This is a genomic window from Arsukibacterium sp., from assembly GCF_033721375.1.
GTDB lineage: Bacteria > Pseudomonadota > Gammaproteobacteria > Enterobacterales > Alteromonadaceae > Alishewanella.
Genome location: NZ_JAWWAP010000001.1, coordinates 354,206 through 372,606, shown reverse-complemented (window position 1 = coordinate 372,606; position 18,401 = coordinate 354,206). Strand labels below are relative to the sequence as shown.

Annotated in this window: 15 protein-coding genes and 5 tRNA genes; 12 read left to right on the top strand and 8 right to left on the bottom strand. The window is 49.5% G+C overall.

The genetic code is table 11. The annotated features are described in order from the left end of the window. The 12 genes from tolQ (at position 1) to R3187_RS01690 (ending at position 6,631) form a co-directional block, all read left to right on the top strand. Complete coding sequence (tolQ, locus tag R3187_RS01745) at positions 1 to 675, top strand: protein TolQ (RefSeq protein WP_318965242.1); 675 nt, start codon at positions 1 to 3, stop codon at positions 673 to 675. Continuing rightward, positions 675 to 1,100, top strand: coding sequence for a protein TolR (gene tolR / locus R3187_RS01740; RefSeq protein ID WP_214001024.1), 426 nt, complete (start codon positions 675 to 677; stop codon positions 1,098 to 1,100). The genes tolQ and tolR overlap by 1 nt, the downstream gene beginning before the upstream one ends. Beyond that, positions 1,090 to 2,037: a cell envelope integrity protein TolA gene (gene tolA, locus R3187_RS01735; RefSeq protein ID WP_318964970.1), complete on the top strand. Its 948-nt coding sequence runs from the start codon at positions 1,090 to 1,092 to the stop codon at positions 2,035 to 2,037. Before tolR ends, tolA begins: the two co-directional genes overlap by 11 nt. Beyond that, complete coding sequence (gene tolB / locus R3187_RS01730) at positions 2,037 to 3,386, top strand: Tol-Pal system beta propeller repeat protein TolB (protein ID WP_318964969.1); 1,350 nt, start codon at positions 2,037 to 2,039, stop codon at positions 3,384 to 3,386. The genes tolA and tolB overlap by 1 nt, the downstream gene beginning before the upstream one ends. Positions 3,387 to 3,421: 35 nt before the next feature. Next, complete coding sequence (gene pal, locus R3187_RS01725; protein WP_318964968.1) at positions 3,422 to 3,952, top strand: peptidoglycan-associated lipoprotein Pal; 531 nt, start codon at positions 3,422 to 3,424, stop codon at positions 3,950 to 3,952. A 25-nt stretch (positions 3,953 to 3,977) separates the two neighbouring features. Beyond that, positions 3,978 to 4,769, top strand: a complete 792-nt coding sequence (ybgF, locus tag R3187_RS01720; RefSeq protein WP_318964967.1) for a tol-pal system protein YbgF — start codon at positions 3,978 to 3,980, stop codon at positions 4,767 to 4,769. A 139-nt stretch (positions 4,770 to 4,908) separates the two neighbouring features. Beyond that, positions 4,909 to 4,984 (top strand) — tRNA-Lys (locus R3187_RS01715). 26 nt (positions 4,985 to 5,010) lie between these two features. Then, positions 5,011 to 5,086 (top strand) — tRNA-Lys (locus tag R3187_RS01710). Between the two features lie 19 nt (positions 5,087 to 5,105). After that, a tRNA-Lys gene (locus R3187_RS01705) sits at positions 5,106 to 5,181 on the top strand. A 19-nt stretch (positions 5,182 to 5,200) separates the two neighbouring features. Continuing rightward, positions 5,201 to 5,276, top strand: a tRNA-Lys gene (locus R3187_RS01700). A gap of 80 nt (positions 5,277 to 5,356) precedes the next feature. Beyond that, positions 5,357 to 6,415, top strand: a complete 1,059-nt coding sequence (gene nadA / locus R3187_RS01695; RefSeq protein ID WP_318964966.1) for a quinolinate synthase NadA — start codon at positions 5,357 to 5,359, stop codon at positions 6,413 to 6,415. A 126-nt stretch (positions 6,416 to 6,541) separates the two neighbouring features. Next, positions 6,542 to 6,631, top strand: a tRNA-Ser gene (locus tag R3187_RS01690). Between the two features lie 140 nt (positions 6,632 to 6,771). Here R3187_RS01690 and R3187_RS01685 read toward each other — a convergent pair. The 8 genes from R3187_RS01685 to R3187_RS01650 all read right to left on the bottom strand — a co-directional run bounded on the left by R3187_RS01685 (position 6,772) and on the right by R3187_RS01650 (position 18,360). Then, entirely contained in the window at positions 6,772 to 7,608 is an 837-nt protein-coding gene (locus R3187_RS01685; RefSeq protein WP_318964965.1) for a hypothetical protein, read from the bottom strand. Positions 7,609 to 7,999: 391 nt separating this feature from the next. Then, complete coding sequence (locus tag R3187_RS01680; RefSeq protein WP_318964964.1) at positions 8,000 to 8,227, bottom strand: hypothetical protein; 228 nt, start codon at positions 8,225 to 8,227, stop codon at positions 8,000 to 8,002. Continuing rightward, positions 8,220 to 9,212 (bottom strand): hypothetical protein, encoded by a 993-nt coding sequence (locus tag R3187_RS01675; protein ID WP_318964963.1) that lies wholly within the window; start codon positions 9,210 to 9,212, stop codon positions 8,220 to 8,222. The genes R3187_RS01680 and R3187_RS01675 overlap by 8 nt, the downstream gene beginning before the upstream one ends. A 791-nt stretch (positions 9,213 to 10,003) precedes the next feature. Then, the gene (locus tag R3187_RS01670) at positions 10,004 to 10,954 is read right to left on the bottom strand and encodes a LamG domain-containing protein (protein ID WP_318964962.1); all 951 of its coding nucleotides are present in this window, start codon (positions 10,952 to 10,954) and stop codon (positions 10,004 to 10,006) included. Continuing rightward, entirely contained in the window at positions 10,951 to 11,841 is an 891-nt protein-coding gene (locus R3187_RS01665; protein WP_318964961.1) for a hypothetical protein, read from the bottom strand. The genes R3187_RS01670 and R3187_RS01665 overlap by 4 nt, the downstream gene beginning before the upstream one ends. 14 nt (positions 11,842 to 11,855) lie before the next feature. Continuing rightward, complete coding sequence (locus R3187_RS01660) at positions 11,856 to 14,276, bottom strand: hypothetical protein (RefSeq protein WP_318964960.1); 2,421 nt, start codon at positions 14,274 to 14,276, stop codon at positions 11,856 to 11,858. A gap of 11 nt (positions 14,277 to 14,287) precedes the next feature. Further along, positions 14,288 to 14,653 (bottom strand): hypothetical protein, encoded by a 366-nt coding sequence (locus R3187_RS01655; RefSeq protein ID WP_318964959.1) that lies wholly within the window; start codon positions 14,651 to 14,653, stop codon positions 14,288 to 14,290. Then, positions 14,650 to 18,360, bottom strand: a complete 3,711-nt coding sequence (locus tag R3187_RS01650; RefSeq protein WP_318964958.1) for a tape measure protein — start codon at positions 18,358 to 18,360, stop codon at positions 14,650 to 14,652. The genes R3187_RS01655 and R3187_RS01650 overlap by 4 nt, the downstream gene beginning before the upstream one ends. Positions 18,361 to 18,401 lie beyond the last annotated feature (41 nt).

Below are 18,401 nucleotides of genomic sequence, written 5' to 3'. Positions count from 1 at the left end.
ATCTCCATTCTTCATTTATTACTCGATGCAAGTATCGTAGTACAGGCCGTAATGCTTATTTTAGTGGGGATGTCGGTTGCCTCCTGGAGTATGATTTTTAAACGGAAAAAAGTATTGAAAGAAGCGTTGGCCGATGCAAAGAAATTTGAAGACAAATTCTGGTCCGGCGTCGATTTATCAAAGTTATATGCGGAAGTCAGCGCCCGCCAGAGCAATATTGGCTTAGAGTCACTGTTTAAAGCCGGTTTTAAAGAGTTTGCCCGGCTGCATAAAAGTAGCCGGCAACAACCTGCAGCAGTAATGGAAGGCGCACAGCGGGCGATGCGGGTTGGTTTATCACGCGAAGTTGAGCGCTTGGAAACCAACTTACCGTTTCTGGCCACTGTTGGCTCTATCAGTCCGTACATTGGCTTGTTTGGTACCGTCTGGGGCATTATGAATTCTTTCATTGCGTTAGGGGCGGTTCAACAAGCCACACTGGCAATGGTAGCGCCCGGTATTGCCGAAGCATTGATTGCAACAGCAATTGGCCTGTTTGCCGCTATTCCTGCGGTAATTGCCTACAACAAGTTTTCACATCAGGTAGAACTGCTGGAAAGCAGCTACGTTAATTTTGTCGAAGAGTTTTCCAATATATTACACCGCCAGGCGGTTAACAGCGTAGAGGCTGCCTGATGTACGTCCGGAAGAAACGGCGGATGATGGCCGAAATAAACGTAGTACCGTACATAGATGTTATGTTGGTGCTGCTGGTTATTTTTATGGTTACCACACCGCTGATTACCCAGGGAGTTAAAGTAGAGCTGCCAAAGTCAGCTGCCGAGCCGATTGCTCAGATGACTGAAGGTAAGACACCGCTGGTCGCTACGGTAGACAGTGACGGCTTATATTACTTTGAGAAAGACGGTAACCAGCAGGGGCCCTTTACCGCAGCTGAACTGCAGGTGGAAGTAGCCAGCTGGCTGACCATTGAACCCGGAACGCAGGTGATCGTAAAAGGTGATAAAGCGGTAAGCTATGAAGCGGTTATCCGCCTGATTAATGTTTTAAAAAATGCCGGTGCGCCGGCCGTGGGTTTAATGACTGATAATGAAGTTTAATAAGCTTAAACCAGCACTGACAACGCCGTTAGCGAAATCGCTGGCCTTACACGTCACTATTTTGCTGCTGTTAATTTTTGGCGCCAATATCAGTTTTAAACGCAAAACGGTTGAGCTGGCGATCAGCACTGAACAGGCAGTAGAAAGTAACCCTGCGCCGGTTGAAGCAGTGGCTATTGATCGCAAACAGCTGGAGCAGCGGATTGCTGAAATTCAGAAAAACCGCGATGACGCAAAAAAAGCAGAAGAAGAACGAATAGCGGCGTTAGAACGCCGGGCGCAGCAAGCCGAGCGTAACCGGACAGCAGAAGAGCAGCGCTTACAGCGGGTAGCCGAAGAGAAACGCAAGGCCGATGAAGCAGCCCGTAAATCGAAAGCTGCAGCGGCAGAGGCGCAGAAGAAACAACAGGCTGAAGCTGAAAAAGCCAGACAGGCAGAAGAAGCCCGCAAAGCGCGTGAAGCAGAGCAGAAAAAAGCTGAGGCCGCTGCTAAAGCCGCAGAAGAAAAGCGCCGGCAGGCAGAAGAAGCCGCGGCAAAAGCTCAGGCAGAGCAGGAACGAAAAGCACGTGAGGCCAGAGAGCAGGCTGAGCGCGAGCGACAAATTCAGGAGCAACTGGCCAGGGAAGCGGAAGCGCGACGCCAGGCCAGGGCGCAGCAGGCTGTTACTGAGGTACAGCGGTACACGGCGATGATCCGTGACACCATACAACGTAATTTATTGGTGGATGAAAACATGCGCGGTAAAACAGCCCGGATCAATATCAGGCTGGCAACCAGCGGTTTTGTAACTGACGTGCGTTATGTCAGTGGCGACCGGCAGGTAGCAGATGCGGCCATCAGAGCAGTGAACAGAGCAGGAACCCTGCCGGTATCGACTGATCCTGATGTTTATAATCAACTGAAAGATATAACTTTAACGGTGGCACCAGAATTTTGATGATGACTAATTTACTGAAAAAGACCCTAATCCTGACGATATTACTGTTTCCTGTGCTGGCCCGTGCGTCACTGGAAATTGTTATTACTGAAGGGATCGACTCGGCGCGGCCAGTGGCAATTCTGCCTTTCAGTTTTAATGGTACTACCCGGCCAACTGAAAACCTGGCAGAAATTGTGGCTGCTGATTTGATGCGAAGCGGTAAGTTCAGTCCATTAGCCCGGATTAAAATGCCGCAACAGCCGGCCAGCGCCAAAGAAATTAATTTTGAGGCCTGGGCCAGAGAGGGTGTTGAAGCCATCGTCATGGGACAGATTAACGAGATTGGCATTGACCGTTACACGGTAAGTTTTGAACTTATTGATGTGCTGAAAGGAAACACCGGTCCCAGCTCGCAAATGCTTAATGCCGGTAAGCTGGTCACCAGTAACGAACACCTGCTTGATAGCCGCGAAACCACGATTAACGGCAGCCAGTTCCGCCAGTATGCCCATCGGATCAGTGACATTGTCTATGAGAAGCTGACCGGAGAACGTGGCGCCTTTTTAACTAAAATTGCTTATGTGCTGGTACGACCGGCGAATGAATTTCCGTATCAGCTGGTTGTTGCCGATTACGATGGTGTTAATGAGCAGATTTTGCTGCGCTCAAAAGAACCGTTAATGTCACCCAGCTGGTCACCGGATGGCACCAAGCTGGCGTATGTTACCTTTGAACGGCGGCAGGCGCAGGTGTTTATCCAGGATATATATACTGGCCGGCGCACTGTGGTCAGCACCTTCCCTGGTATTAACGGCGCCCCGGTCTGGTCACCCAATGGTGAAAGTCTGGCATTGGTGCTTTCCAAAGATGGCAACCCTGAAATTTATACGTTAAATATTGCCAGCAAGGCATTACGGCGGGTAACTAATAATCGCGCGATTGATACTGAGCCCAACTGGTCGCCGGATGGCAGCGAGCTGGTGTTCAGTTCGGACAGAGGTGGCAATCCCCAGCTATATAGCGTAAATTTAACAACAGGCACTACCAGACGCTTGACTTTTGAAGGTGAGATGAATCTGGCAGGCGCTTACACCCCTGATGGCAGCACTATTGTGATGGTGAACCGGACTCAGGGCCAGTACCATATTGCAAAAATGGATCGGCAAAGCCGTTACCTGCAGGTACTGACGAAAACGAATTTAGATGAGTCACCGAGCATAGCGCCAAATGGGTCGATGATTATTTACAGCACCATGCATGGTTCATCGCAGGTGCTGGCACTGGTTTCAATGGATGGACGCTTTAAAGCCCGACTGCCGGCGATAGATGGACAGGTAAAATCGCCGGCCTGGTCACCTTTTTTATAAAACAAAAACGTGGTTAACTTACTAAGGACAACAAAATGAACTTAAACAAAGTGTTAAAGGCTTTATTAGTCGCAGTACCTGTGATGACATTAGCCGCCTGTAGCTCAACGTCATCAACATCTGCTGACGACGCTAGCACCTCGCAAGCAGAGCAGCAGGTCACCGAAACGGTACAGGTTGAAACTGCAGAACCTGTAGTAAGCCCAGCTGAGCAAATGCGTCAGAAACTGGAAGCATTACGCCAGGAAAACACCATTTATTTCGATTTCGATCGGGCAACGGTTCGTCCTGAGTTCGTTGAAGTGCTGGAAGCGCATGCTGCATTTTTACGTGCTAATCCAAGCGTCCGCGTGACTGTTGAAGGTCATTCAGACGAGCGTGGTACCCCAGAGTACAATATCGCTTTAGGTGAGCGTCGTGCTCAGGCCGTAGTATCTTATTTACAAAACCTGGGTGTGTCTGCCGGCCAGTTATCTACCGTAAGCTACGGTGAAGAAAAGCCAGTTGACAGATCACGTACTGAAACCGGTTTCGCTAAAAACCGTCGTGCGGTGTTAGTATACTAATAAATAACAACGATAAAGAGTGATCATGACAGTAAATAAAACACTGTGGGTTGCTCTGTCCTTAGTGAGTACTGGTGCCTGGGCTAACCCGGCACCAGTTACTGAGCTGGGCAGAATTAACACGCCAAACCAGCAACTGGCCACTCCCGGCGCAGGTACGCTGGAGCAACGTCTGGCAACTTTGGAGCGGGTGGTTGAAGCCCGGGCCCAGGGTCAAATCCGGATGCAGCAGCAATTGAATTTATTGCTGGATGAAGTCAGTCAGTTACGGGGGGTTACTGAAACCCATACCTATCAGCTGGACGAAATGCTGCAACGTCAACGTGATTTATATCAGGAAATTGATCGCAGGGTAGGGGCATTGCAAAGCAGTACTGCTGCTCAGCCGCCGGTTTCCGCTAACCAGAATAACGTGCCAACCGTTTCATATTCTTCCAATATGTCAGAAAACGATGCTTACGATAAAGCCGTGAATATGGTACTGAAGGATCGACGCTACGACGCCGCTATCCCTGAATTTGAAGCCTTTTTGCAAAATTACCCAAATTCTGGCTATGCGCCAAATGCCCATTACTGGCTGGGCCAGCTTTTGTTTAATAACAATGATCTGGCAAAAGCAAAAACCCATTTTGAACGGGTGGTTACCAATTTCCCGGATTCCAGCAAGGTTCCGGATGCTTTATTAAAGCTGGGCCAGGTTGCTGAGCGGGAAAATAATAAAGATGCCGCCTTGCGGTTTTACCGACAGCTCACTGGTGAACATGGGGCTGCAACCTCTGCGCGGTTAGCGCAGGAGCGAATAGACGCCCTTAAATAAGCCAGACAAGCCAACCGACAGGTTGGCTTTGTTGTTTCATATCGCTGGCTTTTTGTGCAGTCAGGCCGGGAAGGGGGCCTTTTTAGCATTTTTCGGTTGCACTAGCGCCGTAAATCAGTAAGATATGCGTCCGCGGTTAGGGTCATTAGCTCAGCTGGTAGAGCAGCGGACTTTTAATCCGTTGGTCGATGGTTCGAATCCATCATGACCCACCAAACCGCGCAAACAAGTATACCGAAGTGGGTCATTAGCTCAGCTGGTAGAGCAGCGGACTTTTAATCCGTTGGTCGATGGTTCGAATCCATCATGACCCACCACTTCGCGTTTATCCTGTTTGGGTCATTAGCTCAGCTGGTAGAGCAGCGGACTTTTAATCCGTTGGTCGATGGTTCGAATCCATCATGACCCACCACTTTACGTTTCTCCTGTTTGGGTCATTAGCTCAGCTGGTAGAGCAGCGGACTTTTAATCCGTTGGTCGATGGTTCGAATCCATCATGACCCACCAAACACCGCACCGTTAAATACTGTTAATGCCAATCTGACCGATGTATAATATGCGCCATTTTATGCAATCTGGCAGGTATTATGACGCAGTCGCTGTATTTTAGTGAGCAGGATTTCAGGTTTCCAAGAAAGCCTGTACCGTTGTCTGCAGATGAAAAGCTGGCATATAAAAGCCGGATTAAAACGTTACTGCAGCAAAAAAATGCGGTATTGGTCGCGCATTACTATACCGATCCGGAAATTCAGGCGCTGGCCGAAGAAACCGGTGGTTGTGTGTCAGACTCCCTGGAAATGGCCCGTTTTGGTAATGAACATCCGGCAGAAACGTTAATTGTTGCCGGTGTGAAGTTTATGGGCGAAACCGCGAAAATCCTGACGCCGAATAAAACGGTATTAATGCCGACACTGGAAGCGACCTGTTCGCTCGATTTAGGCTGCCCGGCAGAACCCTTCTCGGCTTTTTGTGATGCTCACCCTGATCGGGTTGTCGTGGTCTATGCCAATACTTCTGCCGCGGTTAAAGCCCGCGCCGACTGGGTGGTAACCTCATCTATCGCGCTGGACGTGGTCGATTACCTCGATAGCCAGGGTAAAAAAATTCTGTGGGGCCCCGATAAGCACCTGGGCGCTTATGTTCAGAAGCAAACCGGCGCCGATATGCTGCTATGGGACGCTGCCTGTATTGTCCACGACGAGTTTAAAGCCAATGCGTTAGTTGAACTGAAAAAACAGTACCCGGAAGCCGCAGTACTGGTGCACCCCGAGTCACCGGACAGCGTAGTACAGCTGGCCGACGCGGTAGGCTCCACCAGTCAGCTGATTAAAGCCAGCCAGACCCTGCCGAACAGCACCTTTATTGTCGCGACCGACAAAGGCATTTTTTATAAAATGCAGCAACAGATGCCGGATCGCACCTTTATTGAAGCGCCAACCGGCGGTAACGGCGCTACCTGTCGCAGCTGCGCTCACTGCCCCTGGATGGCAATGAACGGCTTAAAAGCGATTGAGGCGGCGTTAACCGATACCACCGGCCATGAGATCTTTGTAGATAGCATACTGCGCGAAAAAGCCTTGGTGCCATTAAACCGGATGCTGAACTTCGCCCGCGATTTAAAAATGCAGGTAAAAGGCAACGCTTAAACATAAACCGAAGGCAAACGAACTACCGGCTGCTTAAAAAGCAGCCATAAAAATCCAGTTACAGATATAACAGTTGCAGCGCGCAGGGAATTTCCCTAGTATAGCCGCGCTTGCAACGCAAGTTCCGGAGAGATGGCTGAGTGGCTGAAGGCGCACGCCTGGAAAGTGTGTTTAGGTTAACCCCTAACGAGGGTTCGAATCCCTCTCTCTCCGCCAATTAAATGAAAAAGGCCCATGCAACTGCATGGGCCTTTTTCATTGTAGCCGCGCGATTAGTTTGAGAATTTGCGCAGGGTAGTTTGAGAATTGAGCCGGGCGTTAAATCGCAGGGTAGTTTGAGAAACAAAGGGCAGGCATTACCTGCCCTTTGCTGTTACGGCTGATAATGAATGGGTTGGCTGCGCTGCTGGGTGGTGCAGGGCAACATGGGCAGCTGCATCGAGCAGAAGGTTAGCCCCACTAAGGTGGTCGATTCCTGTTTCATCTTGGCGATACAGCAGCTCTTTAGCGGATGCAAGAAATGACAGAGCCTGTGGCCGTTCGCTTTCTGGCATGGCGTCTATCATGTCCTGGATCACATCGATACGGTTGTATGCAGCGTTTAAACCGCCAATAAACCAGAAGAAATTAAAACCGTTAAACAGGCTTTTAAACACTCTTTTAATGTTAGCTGATTGCTTCATTACACCACTTTCCATTCCTACCGGTAAAAACAGTACTGCCAGTATTATTGCGTTGTTAACATTGCTTTGGGCTGAGTACCAATACCACAACCACCAACGGTCCTTACTCCAAAGCACATTAGGATCACCCCAGTCGTTTAACCCCATTATATTTTGGTCAATGTGCATAAGTGCATTGCCTAATATGTCTACGGCAAGCACAGCAAATACAACATACGTGACCCAGTAAAGCCGGGTGTTTGTAAGGTAGCGATACGCTATAGCTGCTATGACAATCAGGGTGCATGCACTGCCCCAAAGTACATACTGGAACGTCATGTGCTCCCTGAAAGACTTACCATCAAACAAGTAAGCAGTTACAGAATGATTCAGCGCGTACACTGCTGCCAGTATCGCGGCCAACCATATAAGAGGCTTTAGATCTGCACGCCTGGCGATGTTGTAAATCATCGCCAGGCAGAATGATACGATCCAAATTGTATCCAGCAAAAAAGCTGCAATGTTATCCATTAAAATACCTTTCAACTACTTTGGCTTTTAAACTACTCGGTTAACTTTTTGGGTTCCGGCGGTGGCTCATCGTTACCACCAGTACCACCTGATCCTGGGCCCATAGGTTGCGGCTGAGGCGAGGGAGCCGGAGCAAGCACCAAGCACGAAAGCTTTGCTACCGGGTCGGTAATTTGCTCGCAAACCTCGCTTGCATTTACGTTAAAGTTGACCATAAAACAGGCCAGCAAAGCTAATGTTAGAAAACTGCGTTTAACCATGTTTAACTCCAATTAAGTTGTGTATTAATTACCAGATAATCTATTAGTAAACTACTGACTAGTACCGATTAATCCCTTACAAAAAACTGATATCTAAGCATTTAGTCTATTTCTTATACAATTAAGTTGTTTTAAACCTCAATTTCACTATACGGCAGGTCTGCAGCCTGGCCGACAATTAAACCTCCTTCTATATATGCTTTGCTGGCCACTTCAACGTCTTGGCCAAGTACTGTGATAAATGCCCCGCCCATTAACTGAACTGTGCTGGTGCCATCCGGGTTGTGACTGGTTACGGTGGCCACTGTGCGGGGTTGGTTTTGCGTTAGCGAACGCAAGCGGCGGTAGCTGTTACTCATAGCTGCGTAGTACTCCTACATTCTGCCTAACAGTCAACGTACCGTTTGGGCCGGTCTGCGCTGTTATGGCAATGCTGTCGACCAGCGCTTTATAGGTTTCAGTTTGCCATGTAATGCCAAGCACTTGTCCTGGTATCAGAGGCGGTAGCAAGTCCATTATCACCAGGTTTAACTGCAATGCATCTTTGCGGCCTGAGTTGGCTAGTTCTGCAGTTCCTCGTTGGCGCAGTGCCAGGCTATCGACCATCAAAGGATCAACTACATCGGCAGCTACTTTGTCACCTGCAGTGCCGGTACGCCGTACTTTTGCAGACTGGCCCTGCTGTTCACCACGGACAAACACTGCGTTATACAGTGGAGTGCTGGCAGGGCTGCTACTTAGTGCCTGGATCACATCGTCATGCACGGCAACATCGGGTGTTGCTGTCGGCATGGCCCAAGGTGTGACTGGCCACTGGGGCCGAATATGCAGGGTCTTGGTTTCACCGTCTGGATAGACCATGCCGCCAATGGCTGCGGCAATTTGGGCGATGGCTTCAATTGGGGTCTTATTGACGTATGAGAATATGCCTGCAGGCACGTTGAACTGGGACATTTCAAACTCGTAGTCCCACCCGGTACCAATTAGCTCGTCACTAACTAATGCAGCAACACCCTTTGCGATAGGGTTGGAGTAAGAGCGTGCGGGTGCGTGCGGGCTGGCCAGTATGGCCGAGCTGCTGCGGGCCACCACGGTGTAGCTGTTAGAGCCAAATGCGCCTGAGTAATTAAAAGATTCAGCCAGGCCGTAGAATTCAAAGCCGTTTATAACCAGTTTAAATTCCTGCTCGATACCGTCAGCGAACAGCAGATCCTTGTCACCTTTGCTACCGCACTGCAAGCTGATGGTGGCACCCCATTGGCTGCGCGATATGCTCCAGTTGGCGCTCACAATATTGATTTCAGTGTTATCGCTAACGCGATAGCAGCGTAATTCTGGCTGCATAATGTAGCTCCTGCGCCTTGGTGGCGTAATAGGCTTGGTAGTGTCGATAGTTGGTAAATCTGGCAGTGGCGGTATGAGTCCGCCACCTATGTCGAGTTCGCAAACAATAGGGTTAAGGTGATTGCTGAATTTGAGTGTTATTGCTCCAACCGTCGGGGCGGCTGGCTCTGAAAATTTAAGCTTAAGCGGGCTTCGCTGAGGCCTCCATTTCTGACTGCAAATGTATGATGGTGGGCGAGGCCCGAATGGTAAATGCACGCTTGTAATTATGTCGCCACCGCTGTTGTAAAGCAGGTCCATTGCCAGCGATGTTATAGCAGCATGTTGCCATATAACTTGACTATGTTGCTGCTGCAGCGGTGCAGTTGTCCATAACAGCAAAGTCTGACGATCATGAATAGCCGGGGTCGTCCAATTGGCTTTTGAAATTTTCTGCTGCAGCGCGGTAGCTGACCACGCTACACAATTAAACTGCGAAACGACAGGCAGCGTAGCCCATGAGTTTGCAATCAGTGCCTCGGTAGCTGCTGGCGCTGCCCATACAGTTGAAAATGACTTTGTTGTTGCACGTTCTGCCAACCACTTTGCCTGCCGGGCACCTGTTAGATCACCACCTGAATTCCATTTAGATTTTACTGCATTGATTTGGCTGCCACGCGCCGTATGCCGAGCACAAACTGACATTATCAAGTTGGGTTCCCGTAACGGGACGGGTGGCACAATAACTTCATCGCCAAACTTTAGGGCCAGGGGTAATGATGGGTTAAATGTGCCTGTGAACTTTAGCTGTATCATACAAGCTCAGCGGTAACGTCATTGCCGATTACAGCTCTGTTTAAGCCTGTTTTGTCGTAGCAAATAACAGAATATTTTTTCACACCAAAATCAGGCGCGAAAAAATGAAACTGACCGAGCGCATCTGTCATTGTTGAGCTTTTGTAGGTGAGTCTATCCTCAGCGAGTAAATGCACTCTGCACGCAGCAGCTGGCGTGTCATCAACGTTATCTAAATTGCCGTAAATCGTATAACAAGCTAACTCAACAGACCGGCCAAAAGTTTGGGCTATAGAAATTTCATAAGGTGGCCGCTGATTAGGAAACGGCTCAGTAGCGGGGGTAAATGCGGTTTTATAACGCTCAATGCCTTTAGTTAGTCGGAATTCGTCTACCAAGCCATCAAAGTACCATTGTGTCCCGGCAGAACGTGTCAGTCCCAAATAAAAATTATTATCTGCTGACACTATTACTGAATATAAACCTGAACCTGACGGTTGGCCATTTATCCAAAGTGTGTACTGCTGACCGTTCCGACAAACAGCCACATGGTTCCACTGTCCGATTTGTAGCGCCCCTGGGGGCGATAATGCTACAACCGAGCCCGTACCACCACCTTGCTGGATGTATAAACCGACAGAGCCATCGCTATTCGCTTCGAGCTGGTACCGGCTGTTGTTGCTACCAGGGTCACCATTGAAAAACAGGCCATTTTTACTAAACGAAAGGCTATTGGGTCTAACGAATAGTTCCACTGTCCAAATACTGTCCGGCGCTAAGGCTAAATAAACACTATTACCCAGCAGAGATTTATTTGTGCCCAAACTCATTGATGAGCCAAATAAAGCATTAATTGTCGTCAGATTTACAGGCCCTTGCTTAGCCCATCCTAAACTGCGTTGATCAACGATAGGGTCAGTGTCAAAATGGAGCAAAGATACTACATATGGATAGTGCACATCGTTCATAACAACCACCCAGCCTTCGCTACGGCAAAAGGATATGCCAGCAAATACCCGCCCGTTGCAACATCTTCTGAGAACAGCTCAGGTGCGGCAGATTGTTTGTAAAGGCAAGTCAATAAACCAGGCAACATACATTCAGGACGACCATTTGAACGGCAAATAGGGAACTGTGCATAGTAGCCATCGTTGAAGACGCCGGGGCCCAGAGCAAACACAGATTTTTTGACAGCATCAACACCATTTAGATAAGCGATTCCACCTGCTGCGGATTCGCTGATTGGCATCCGAGTGCCCACTAAGCAAAATCCGTCTGCATCGAGGTAACCCAGCTGGCATGCAGCGCCAGTAATATGATAGGGATTTGCACCCATTAATACCTGTCTAGCCACAGCGCCTAAGTTACTTACTGAGCCAATAACATGCGCTGCAACGTTATAATTTAGATCTGAGTTATTTAATCTGTCGGTAAAAATATATGCTGTTTTGTCGTTCGCAATTATGCACCACTTGCCGGATTCAGGTTTTATCAAACCTTGATTGCTCCCGGCATTTTCGGGTATACGGCTTATCCAGCTGCTGTACGTAAGCGGGCTCGCGTATGTCTCGACATCGGTGTAACTGTCTATGGCAGCCATCAATGCCATTTTATCAGTCACATGAGTATTGCGGTGGTCGTCATAAACCAAATATAGCCATCCACCCAGTACATTGGGCTTGAAAATCGCATTTTGTTGGTTAGCGCTGATAGTTGACATCGACCAGCCCGCAGCAGACTTACTACCGTAACCATCAACCAGCACTTTACGCAAAACATTTACCCAGCTACCGGCAGTTCTGTCGAGCGTTGGGGCACCTACATCTGTTGATTTATAAACTACTGGATCAGACATGATTAACCCCCTAATTACTCTGCATTGCCACGGAAGTGCAAACGGATACTGTCTTGTTCGATAGCGCTATGGCCAGCGGACACTGAGCGCAGTAGCACCGTTGGTGGTGAAGCCGCAATTGTCTTATCGCGAAATACATTGCCTGGCTGCCAGCCACCCCCCCATCCTTGCCAGCGAATAATAAAGTAGGGCATGCCGGTTGCGGGATTAATCGGCGCGAAGTCTGTTTCAACATCTCCAGTACCAACTTGTCCGACTCGTTCACCGATGCAGCGAAACGCAGTTGCTGAGGTAAATATAAAGGCCCAGCGTTCGTTAATCGCTGACTCGTTTGTGACCTCAATCGGAAATGCCACAGCGTTGTAATTAGCCGGTGCCGGGTCACCCTGGATAGTGTCTGACCAAACACCATTCCATGTTGTTTGGTCAAAAATATTGGTTACCCGCGCCTGCAAATCACCCAGCTGGTAAACGCTACTGACGATACTGCCGGCAGGAAAAGCACCTTGCAGTGCTGTGGCTATTTTTAACTTGTTTGACTCTACACCTGTTACCAACGCCAATTCGCTTAAGATGTCGCTAATTTCAAACGGGGGCGTGAAAGCACTGGTATCAATAATGGTGATTTCGCCGGTATCTTTATCATATTCATAGTGTGTGTTTAAGGGGTGCCACAAGCTAGCACCTGTGCTGTCTACTATGTCGATAAAGCTGTTTGGCCTGGCATTGATTACCTGGGCCGCTGGCAGGCTGGCAGCGTCCTGATAAATGTTACTGGCCACGCAGATAACGCCAAATGGCCGATAGAGTTGGACTTTTCCGCCGTTGGGTAGGCGCAAGGGGTTTATGCCATACAGTTCTGCCGGTGGCACTAACTCTACCAGTTCACTGATGTTGTATTGCAGTGTGCTGAGTTTTACCGGCTCGGCAAATGTCAGTGAGACAACACTGCCACTTATGGTACCAGTAACATTTACCCCGCTTATGTCGCCATTGACATCAGCACTTGCAGATAGCAGTCCTCCATCCACTAACTCTACTGACATATAAAATGTGTCTAGCAAAACTTCGTTAAAAGGCATTACGAATTCTGCTGACGTTGACGACTCACCTGATGCAGTGTCGCTTTCGAGCACTGCGACGTACTCCAGCGTACTATGACCGTTATAGTAGGTTGGCGTGCCGTCAATTGGATCAATGATAACAGCAAGTTCAAATAAGTTAGTTGTTGTAGTGTTTATCCAAATACTGAAACGGGTTAGATCTGTATTATCCTGGATAAGTGAATGGCGATTACCTGAGCTGCGTAATACGCTGCCCCTAATGCTTCGTTGCAGCAATGTATAACCAGCAGGCATGTCGCCCGGATAGTTGTAAACTACGTAACGCTCGGAGCTGTAGTACTTTAGCTGTACTTTAGTGCCTTCGTCGGGTATCCGTGGCAATGCAAACTCTACATTGTCGCCATTAATGACTGCATTGGTATAAGTAAGGCTCCAACTGGCACCTCCCCAAACATAACTTACAATAAACGCTGCAGAGTTAGGCAGCTGTATAAAGTCAGGAATGGGTATGCTATAGGCCGCCCCTATGGCCGGTACTTCTATTAAATTGCGGATGGTACCAGTTTCTGAGCGAGCAAACGGGATGTTTTCGGCAACTTCAACAGCCTCTGTTATGCGGGGAGTAACCCTACCGACTGTGTTTTCTACTTGCAACGTGGTGCCAGCTGCAGCATCGGTCAACTGGGTAACACCATGATAAGTCACCCCCGCGCCAGTGGTAATGTCGCGCAATACCGTGCAGCGGTTCTGGCCATTAACCAAACGGCTACGTCCTGGTGCAGGAAATGGCAATGGTGGCTCAAAACGGATTGAAACCGAGTCAATAGATATGATTTTTACAAAGTGCTGAAAGCGAGGCCAATCGCCTGATTCGTCGCCAGTGTATTCAACGCTGATCACGTAAATACCACCTACGCGCAAGGTAATAGTTGGCTGCTCGCCGCCGTCTGCGGCGGCTTGGGTCAAATCCAATGCATTGAGCTGGTCCTGGCCGGCTATCATTTCAGAAAGGCCACGGCGTAGGGTCAGACTAGGCACGACGCTGCTTTCAATCGCGTTGATTATTTCTGCCCGCGTACTGCCGTCATTGATCGTCTCAGACTCAACAATCATCACATCCACCAACCCATCCAGCGGAGGCTCATTAATCAGAATGTGGCCATCTTGCAGCAGGGCTGTGTCGGGAGTGGATACTGCCGGGTAAACTACTACAATATCTACTGCTGATTGGGCGTGGCCGATATCACTAATATTGCCAAACACGTTGTTTAGCTTGCCATTGATAACCTCATTGGCTGTGCGCTGGCCACCGGCATCCGGCTGCTGGGTCATCCGCTCACTTTCAAAAATTTTCAGGTCGGTGCGTAGCATTTAAATACCTTTTAAACAGTTATAAAACGTAAGGTAACGGCCATTAAAAGGCTGTTATTGTCCGGGTCCACTTCATCCAGGAGCGGTGTTGCAGTAACGGGCGCCGCGCTGTAATCCCACATCACGGTAAAGGTGCGAGTATCACCCAGAGTGATATCAAAGCTTCCAGGCGTGGCTTCGCTGTGGGCCAGTAGCTGGTTTACTACTTCGCGGGTAAGTAAGTCTTCTTGCAGCACAATGGGCCGGCCAGCTTGTTTCTGCGCCGGTTCTACCAGCAGCGCGCCACTGCCGGCATACTGTGTGGTGGCTACCCAACTGGACCAGGTGTATTCGTTTGTCCAGGGCATATCTGGCACATTTATAGTGTCAATCATCATAGTGATGTACTCGCTTCACGCTCTAAATGCCGCATCAGGCTTGCGGCTTCGTTACCTTCCATCGTTGCCTGGTAAGTTTTGCCTGGTAGCGCCACTTCCAAACGCACTGTTCTAACACCGCTTGTAGCACTTGTGCCGGTTGTAGCAGGTACCGGGGCGGGCACTTGCTGGCGAGCTGCTGTGCGCCCGGTTGGAGAGCTTGATTGTTGCTGGCCATTGCCTGTCGCTGCCTGAGTGGCTTGCTCTTCTTTAAACTGGGCGGTCTTGATGGCGTAAATCTCTTTGGCCAGGCGCAGCGCTTCCTGGGCAGTGGCAACGGCTTGCTTGTCGCCAGTGGCCTGAGCTTCTTTTAATTTTGCCTGCAGCTCAGCCAGCTGCTGTTGATATTGGCGCTGCTCAATGGCTGCCTGGTCATTGTTCAGGCGGTCCAGCTCGTCACGCAGGCTGTTAACAGTACCCTCTAAGCTATCGCGCATTGACAGGATGCGGCGCTCTGCATCAGTAATGGCGTTACGTAACGGGGCCAGTTCATTGTCGCCAAGCTGCTGGAATTGCGAACTTAACAGCATGCTGATGCGGTTCACGTCCTGCATAGTTGCAGCACTGCTTTCCAGTTGGGCGGTGTACTCTCTTACTTTCAGGGTTTCGCTAATGAACTGCTGCTCGCGGGTAAAGGCAGCGTTGCTGGAGCGGGCAAGTTCGCGCCACCATTCGTTATGGGCCCGGCGGTTCTGATTGATAAAGCCGGTTAGTTCGTCGTAACGCTTGGCTAAGTCCTGGCTGCTGGAGGATGAAAAATCGAATTGCTTACGCAGCCATTCCTGAGCACCTGCATACAGGCTGGTGTATTTGGTAGCTGTGTCGGTATCTTCAGACAGACTTTGCAGCGCAGACGACTGCTCTTTAATCGACTGGTTAGTTCTGTCTACCTGTTGACCAGTATTTTGCTGGGTATCGCCGTGTTGCTCGGTATCGTCTTTAACATCTGGCACCAAACCCTGCAGGATTTGGATCAGCATTATTTGGCGTTGCAGCTGCTGATTATATTGCTCGGTGCTGAGTGTGCCAGCCATGTACGCCTGGGTAATTTGCTCAGCTTTGAGCTTAGCGTCTTCAAGTGCCAGTTGTGCTTCAAAGAAAGTTTTGGTTTTCAGTTGCTCAACTTGCAGCAAAGCCTCAGCCTGGCCTTGCAGCAGCTGCTCGGCTTCCAGTAGACGCAATGTCGCCAGGCGCTTTTCTTCAATGCTGGCGGTGGAGCTTTCAATAGTCTGTTTGTAGAACTCTATTGATAACCGGGTTTTATCGAACGCTTGCTTTAAGGCGTTAAAGCTTTGAGACTGTTTATCAGATAGCTCAAAGGATATGCCTTGCTTGCTGGCTAAATCGTCCAGTGCAGACGTTAAACCCAATGCTGCAGCTTGTGCCCGGATTTGCTGAGGAACGGTATCGCCGGTTGCTTTCGCTGCAGCCAGGGCAGCATCGGCCCATTTTAAAAACGCCTGGCGTTGAATTTCCAGTGGTTCGTTAGCTTCGGTAATAATTTCAAAGGCGGCTTGTGCTTTAGCGGCAGTTTCTTCCAGGGCTTTTGCTGAGGTAATGCCAAGGGCCTTGTAGGCTTCTGCGGTGTTTTTCAGCAGTACTTGCTTCTGCTCGTAAACATCACCTACCTGCTTATTTTTATCTGCTAACAGTTGCAGCTGGTTAATTTGATTGCTGTACTCGCCGTCTGATACGCGTAGCACCTCCAAAACTGCAGTTATCTGCCGGTTCAGGCCTGAAGCAGTGTCGCCAGCCCATTCATGCGCGCCGGCCATTGATAGGATACGCTCAGCCGCAGCTGCTGCCTCAGTGCCGGTTAATCGCAGCTGGCCAATTTGCTCGCGCTCAGCCTCTGCCAGCGCTTGGGCTGCATCTTTCACCGCTCGGTAGGCTTTTAGCTTTTCATCGTAAACAACCAAACCGGCGCGCTCAGCTTCCAGCAGTTGATCAATGCTGGTAATTTGCATACCAACTGCCCGGCTAACTGACGTGTATTCATCCGCTAGCTGGCGTTGGGTAGTCGCTAAATTCCGCTGGGATTCGTCCAGGGCATTTTGTGCAGCCTGCAAATCAAAGATGGCGTTCTTTAGGTCGACTAGTTTACCAACGGCCCATATTACACCCTCGACCAGCAGGCCTATGCCGATGGCTCGGAATACGTTTTTGGCAGTTAAGGCCAGCTTTGACATTTCGCCGCTGGTGGCAGCGGTAACGCCAGTTAACGTGCGTAACTGGATAATAGCGAGCTTTGCACCGTCGACAACATTGCCCAGGAACGAACCCACTTTTAACGCTAGCCAGGCTTTTGCTACAAAGCCGATTTCCTCGCGGAACTCGTAAAGCGCTCCGGCAGTGTCTCGGACAAAAGTACCGGCACTAACAATGGCATCACTGACATTTTGTGCCCACTCCTGCAGACGGCCATCAGCGGCCATTTCTTCGAATTGTGCATTTAACTCTGTTAGTTGGTCTTTTAGCCAGTCCATTGAACCTGAGCTGCTTACCAAGTTGTAGAATTGAGCCAGGTTATCTTTGGCGTTAGAGATAAGGCCCGACAGCAATGTCATATTGGCGGCTGCCGATCCTTTTGCCTGGCGGCCGATTTCTTCCATTAAATCGCGTATTACGTCCCGACCTAATTTACCTTGCTCAGATAACTTTTGTAATTGTTGGGTATTTTTACCGGTAACCTGGGCCAACAAATCCCACACTGGTACGCCACGTTCTATCAGCTGCAGGATCTCTTCGCCCTGCAATTTTTGTTTAGCCCAGGCTTGGCCAAGCGCCAGGCTGATGCCTTCGGCCTCTTGAAAGCCGCCGCCAAGTTTAAATGCCTGGTCGGTAATAGCTTGCAAAGTGCCATTCATCGGATCTAAGCCAAAGGCCTTAAGGCGCACAAATAGCCGGCTTACTTCTTCCAATTGCAGTGGAGTGTTTTTGGTAAACTGTCTTACCCATTCAGTGGCTTTTTCGCCACCAGCAATGCTGCCCATTAAGGCAGTGAATTGCACACCTAGTTTTTCAATGTTGCTACCGGTACTAAATAAACTGGTAAGGGTTTGCCAAAGTCGGTTAATACCAAAATAGGTTCCGGCCACTGCGACCAGGCGGGTGGTAAGATCCTTTGCTCCCTGGGTGAAGTTGCGTTGCTGGCCATTGGCACGCAGATAGTCATTACCGAGCTTTTTAACATCGGTTGAAGCGCGTTTAAATTCGTTTTGAACCCGGCGTTTTTCATCTGAAAGTTTGCGGGTGTCAAGGCCAGTTTCTTTTAGTTCACGCTGCAGCCGGTCATGGTTCGCTGCCTGGCTGGCCAGCTCCTGGCGCATTTCTTCCAGCTGCTGCTCGGCGACATCAATATTTTTCGCTAGCTCAACAAAGGGCTTACCACTGTCTTGGGCTTCAGAACGCAGCTTATCTAACTGAGTAGCAGCGGCATACGCTGCCATCGAATTGGCATCTAGCGCATTACTGCTTTGTTCAAATTGCCGGATCAGGCTTTGCTGGTTACTTAATTTTTTTAGTGACTTAGCCAGCTCGTCAGTTTTTGGATCAGCCTCGGCAGCGCCTTTACCTACGTCCCGCACAGAGTCAGCCATCCGTGCCAGGTCTTTATCGCCTGTTACGGTTGCCGCTATTTTAAGTGCTAGTTCGAGGTTCTTGCTCATGCTGGCTCCGGGGCTTTGAAAAAGTGAGGCCGGACGGCCTC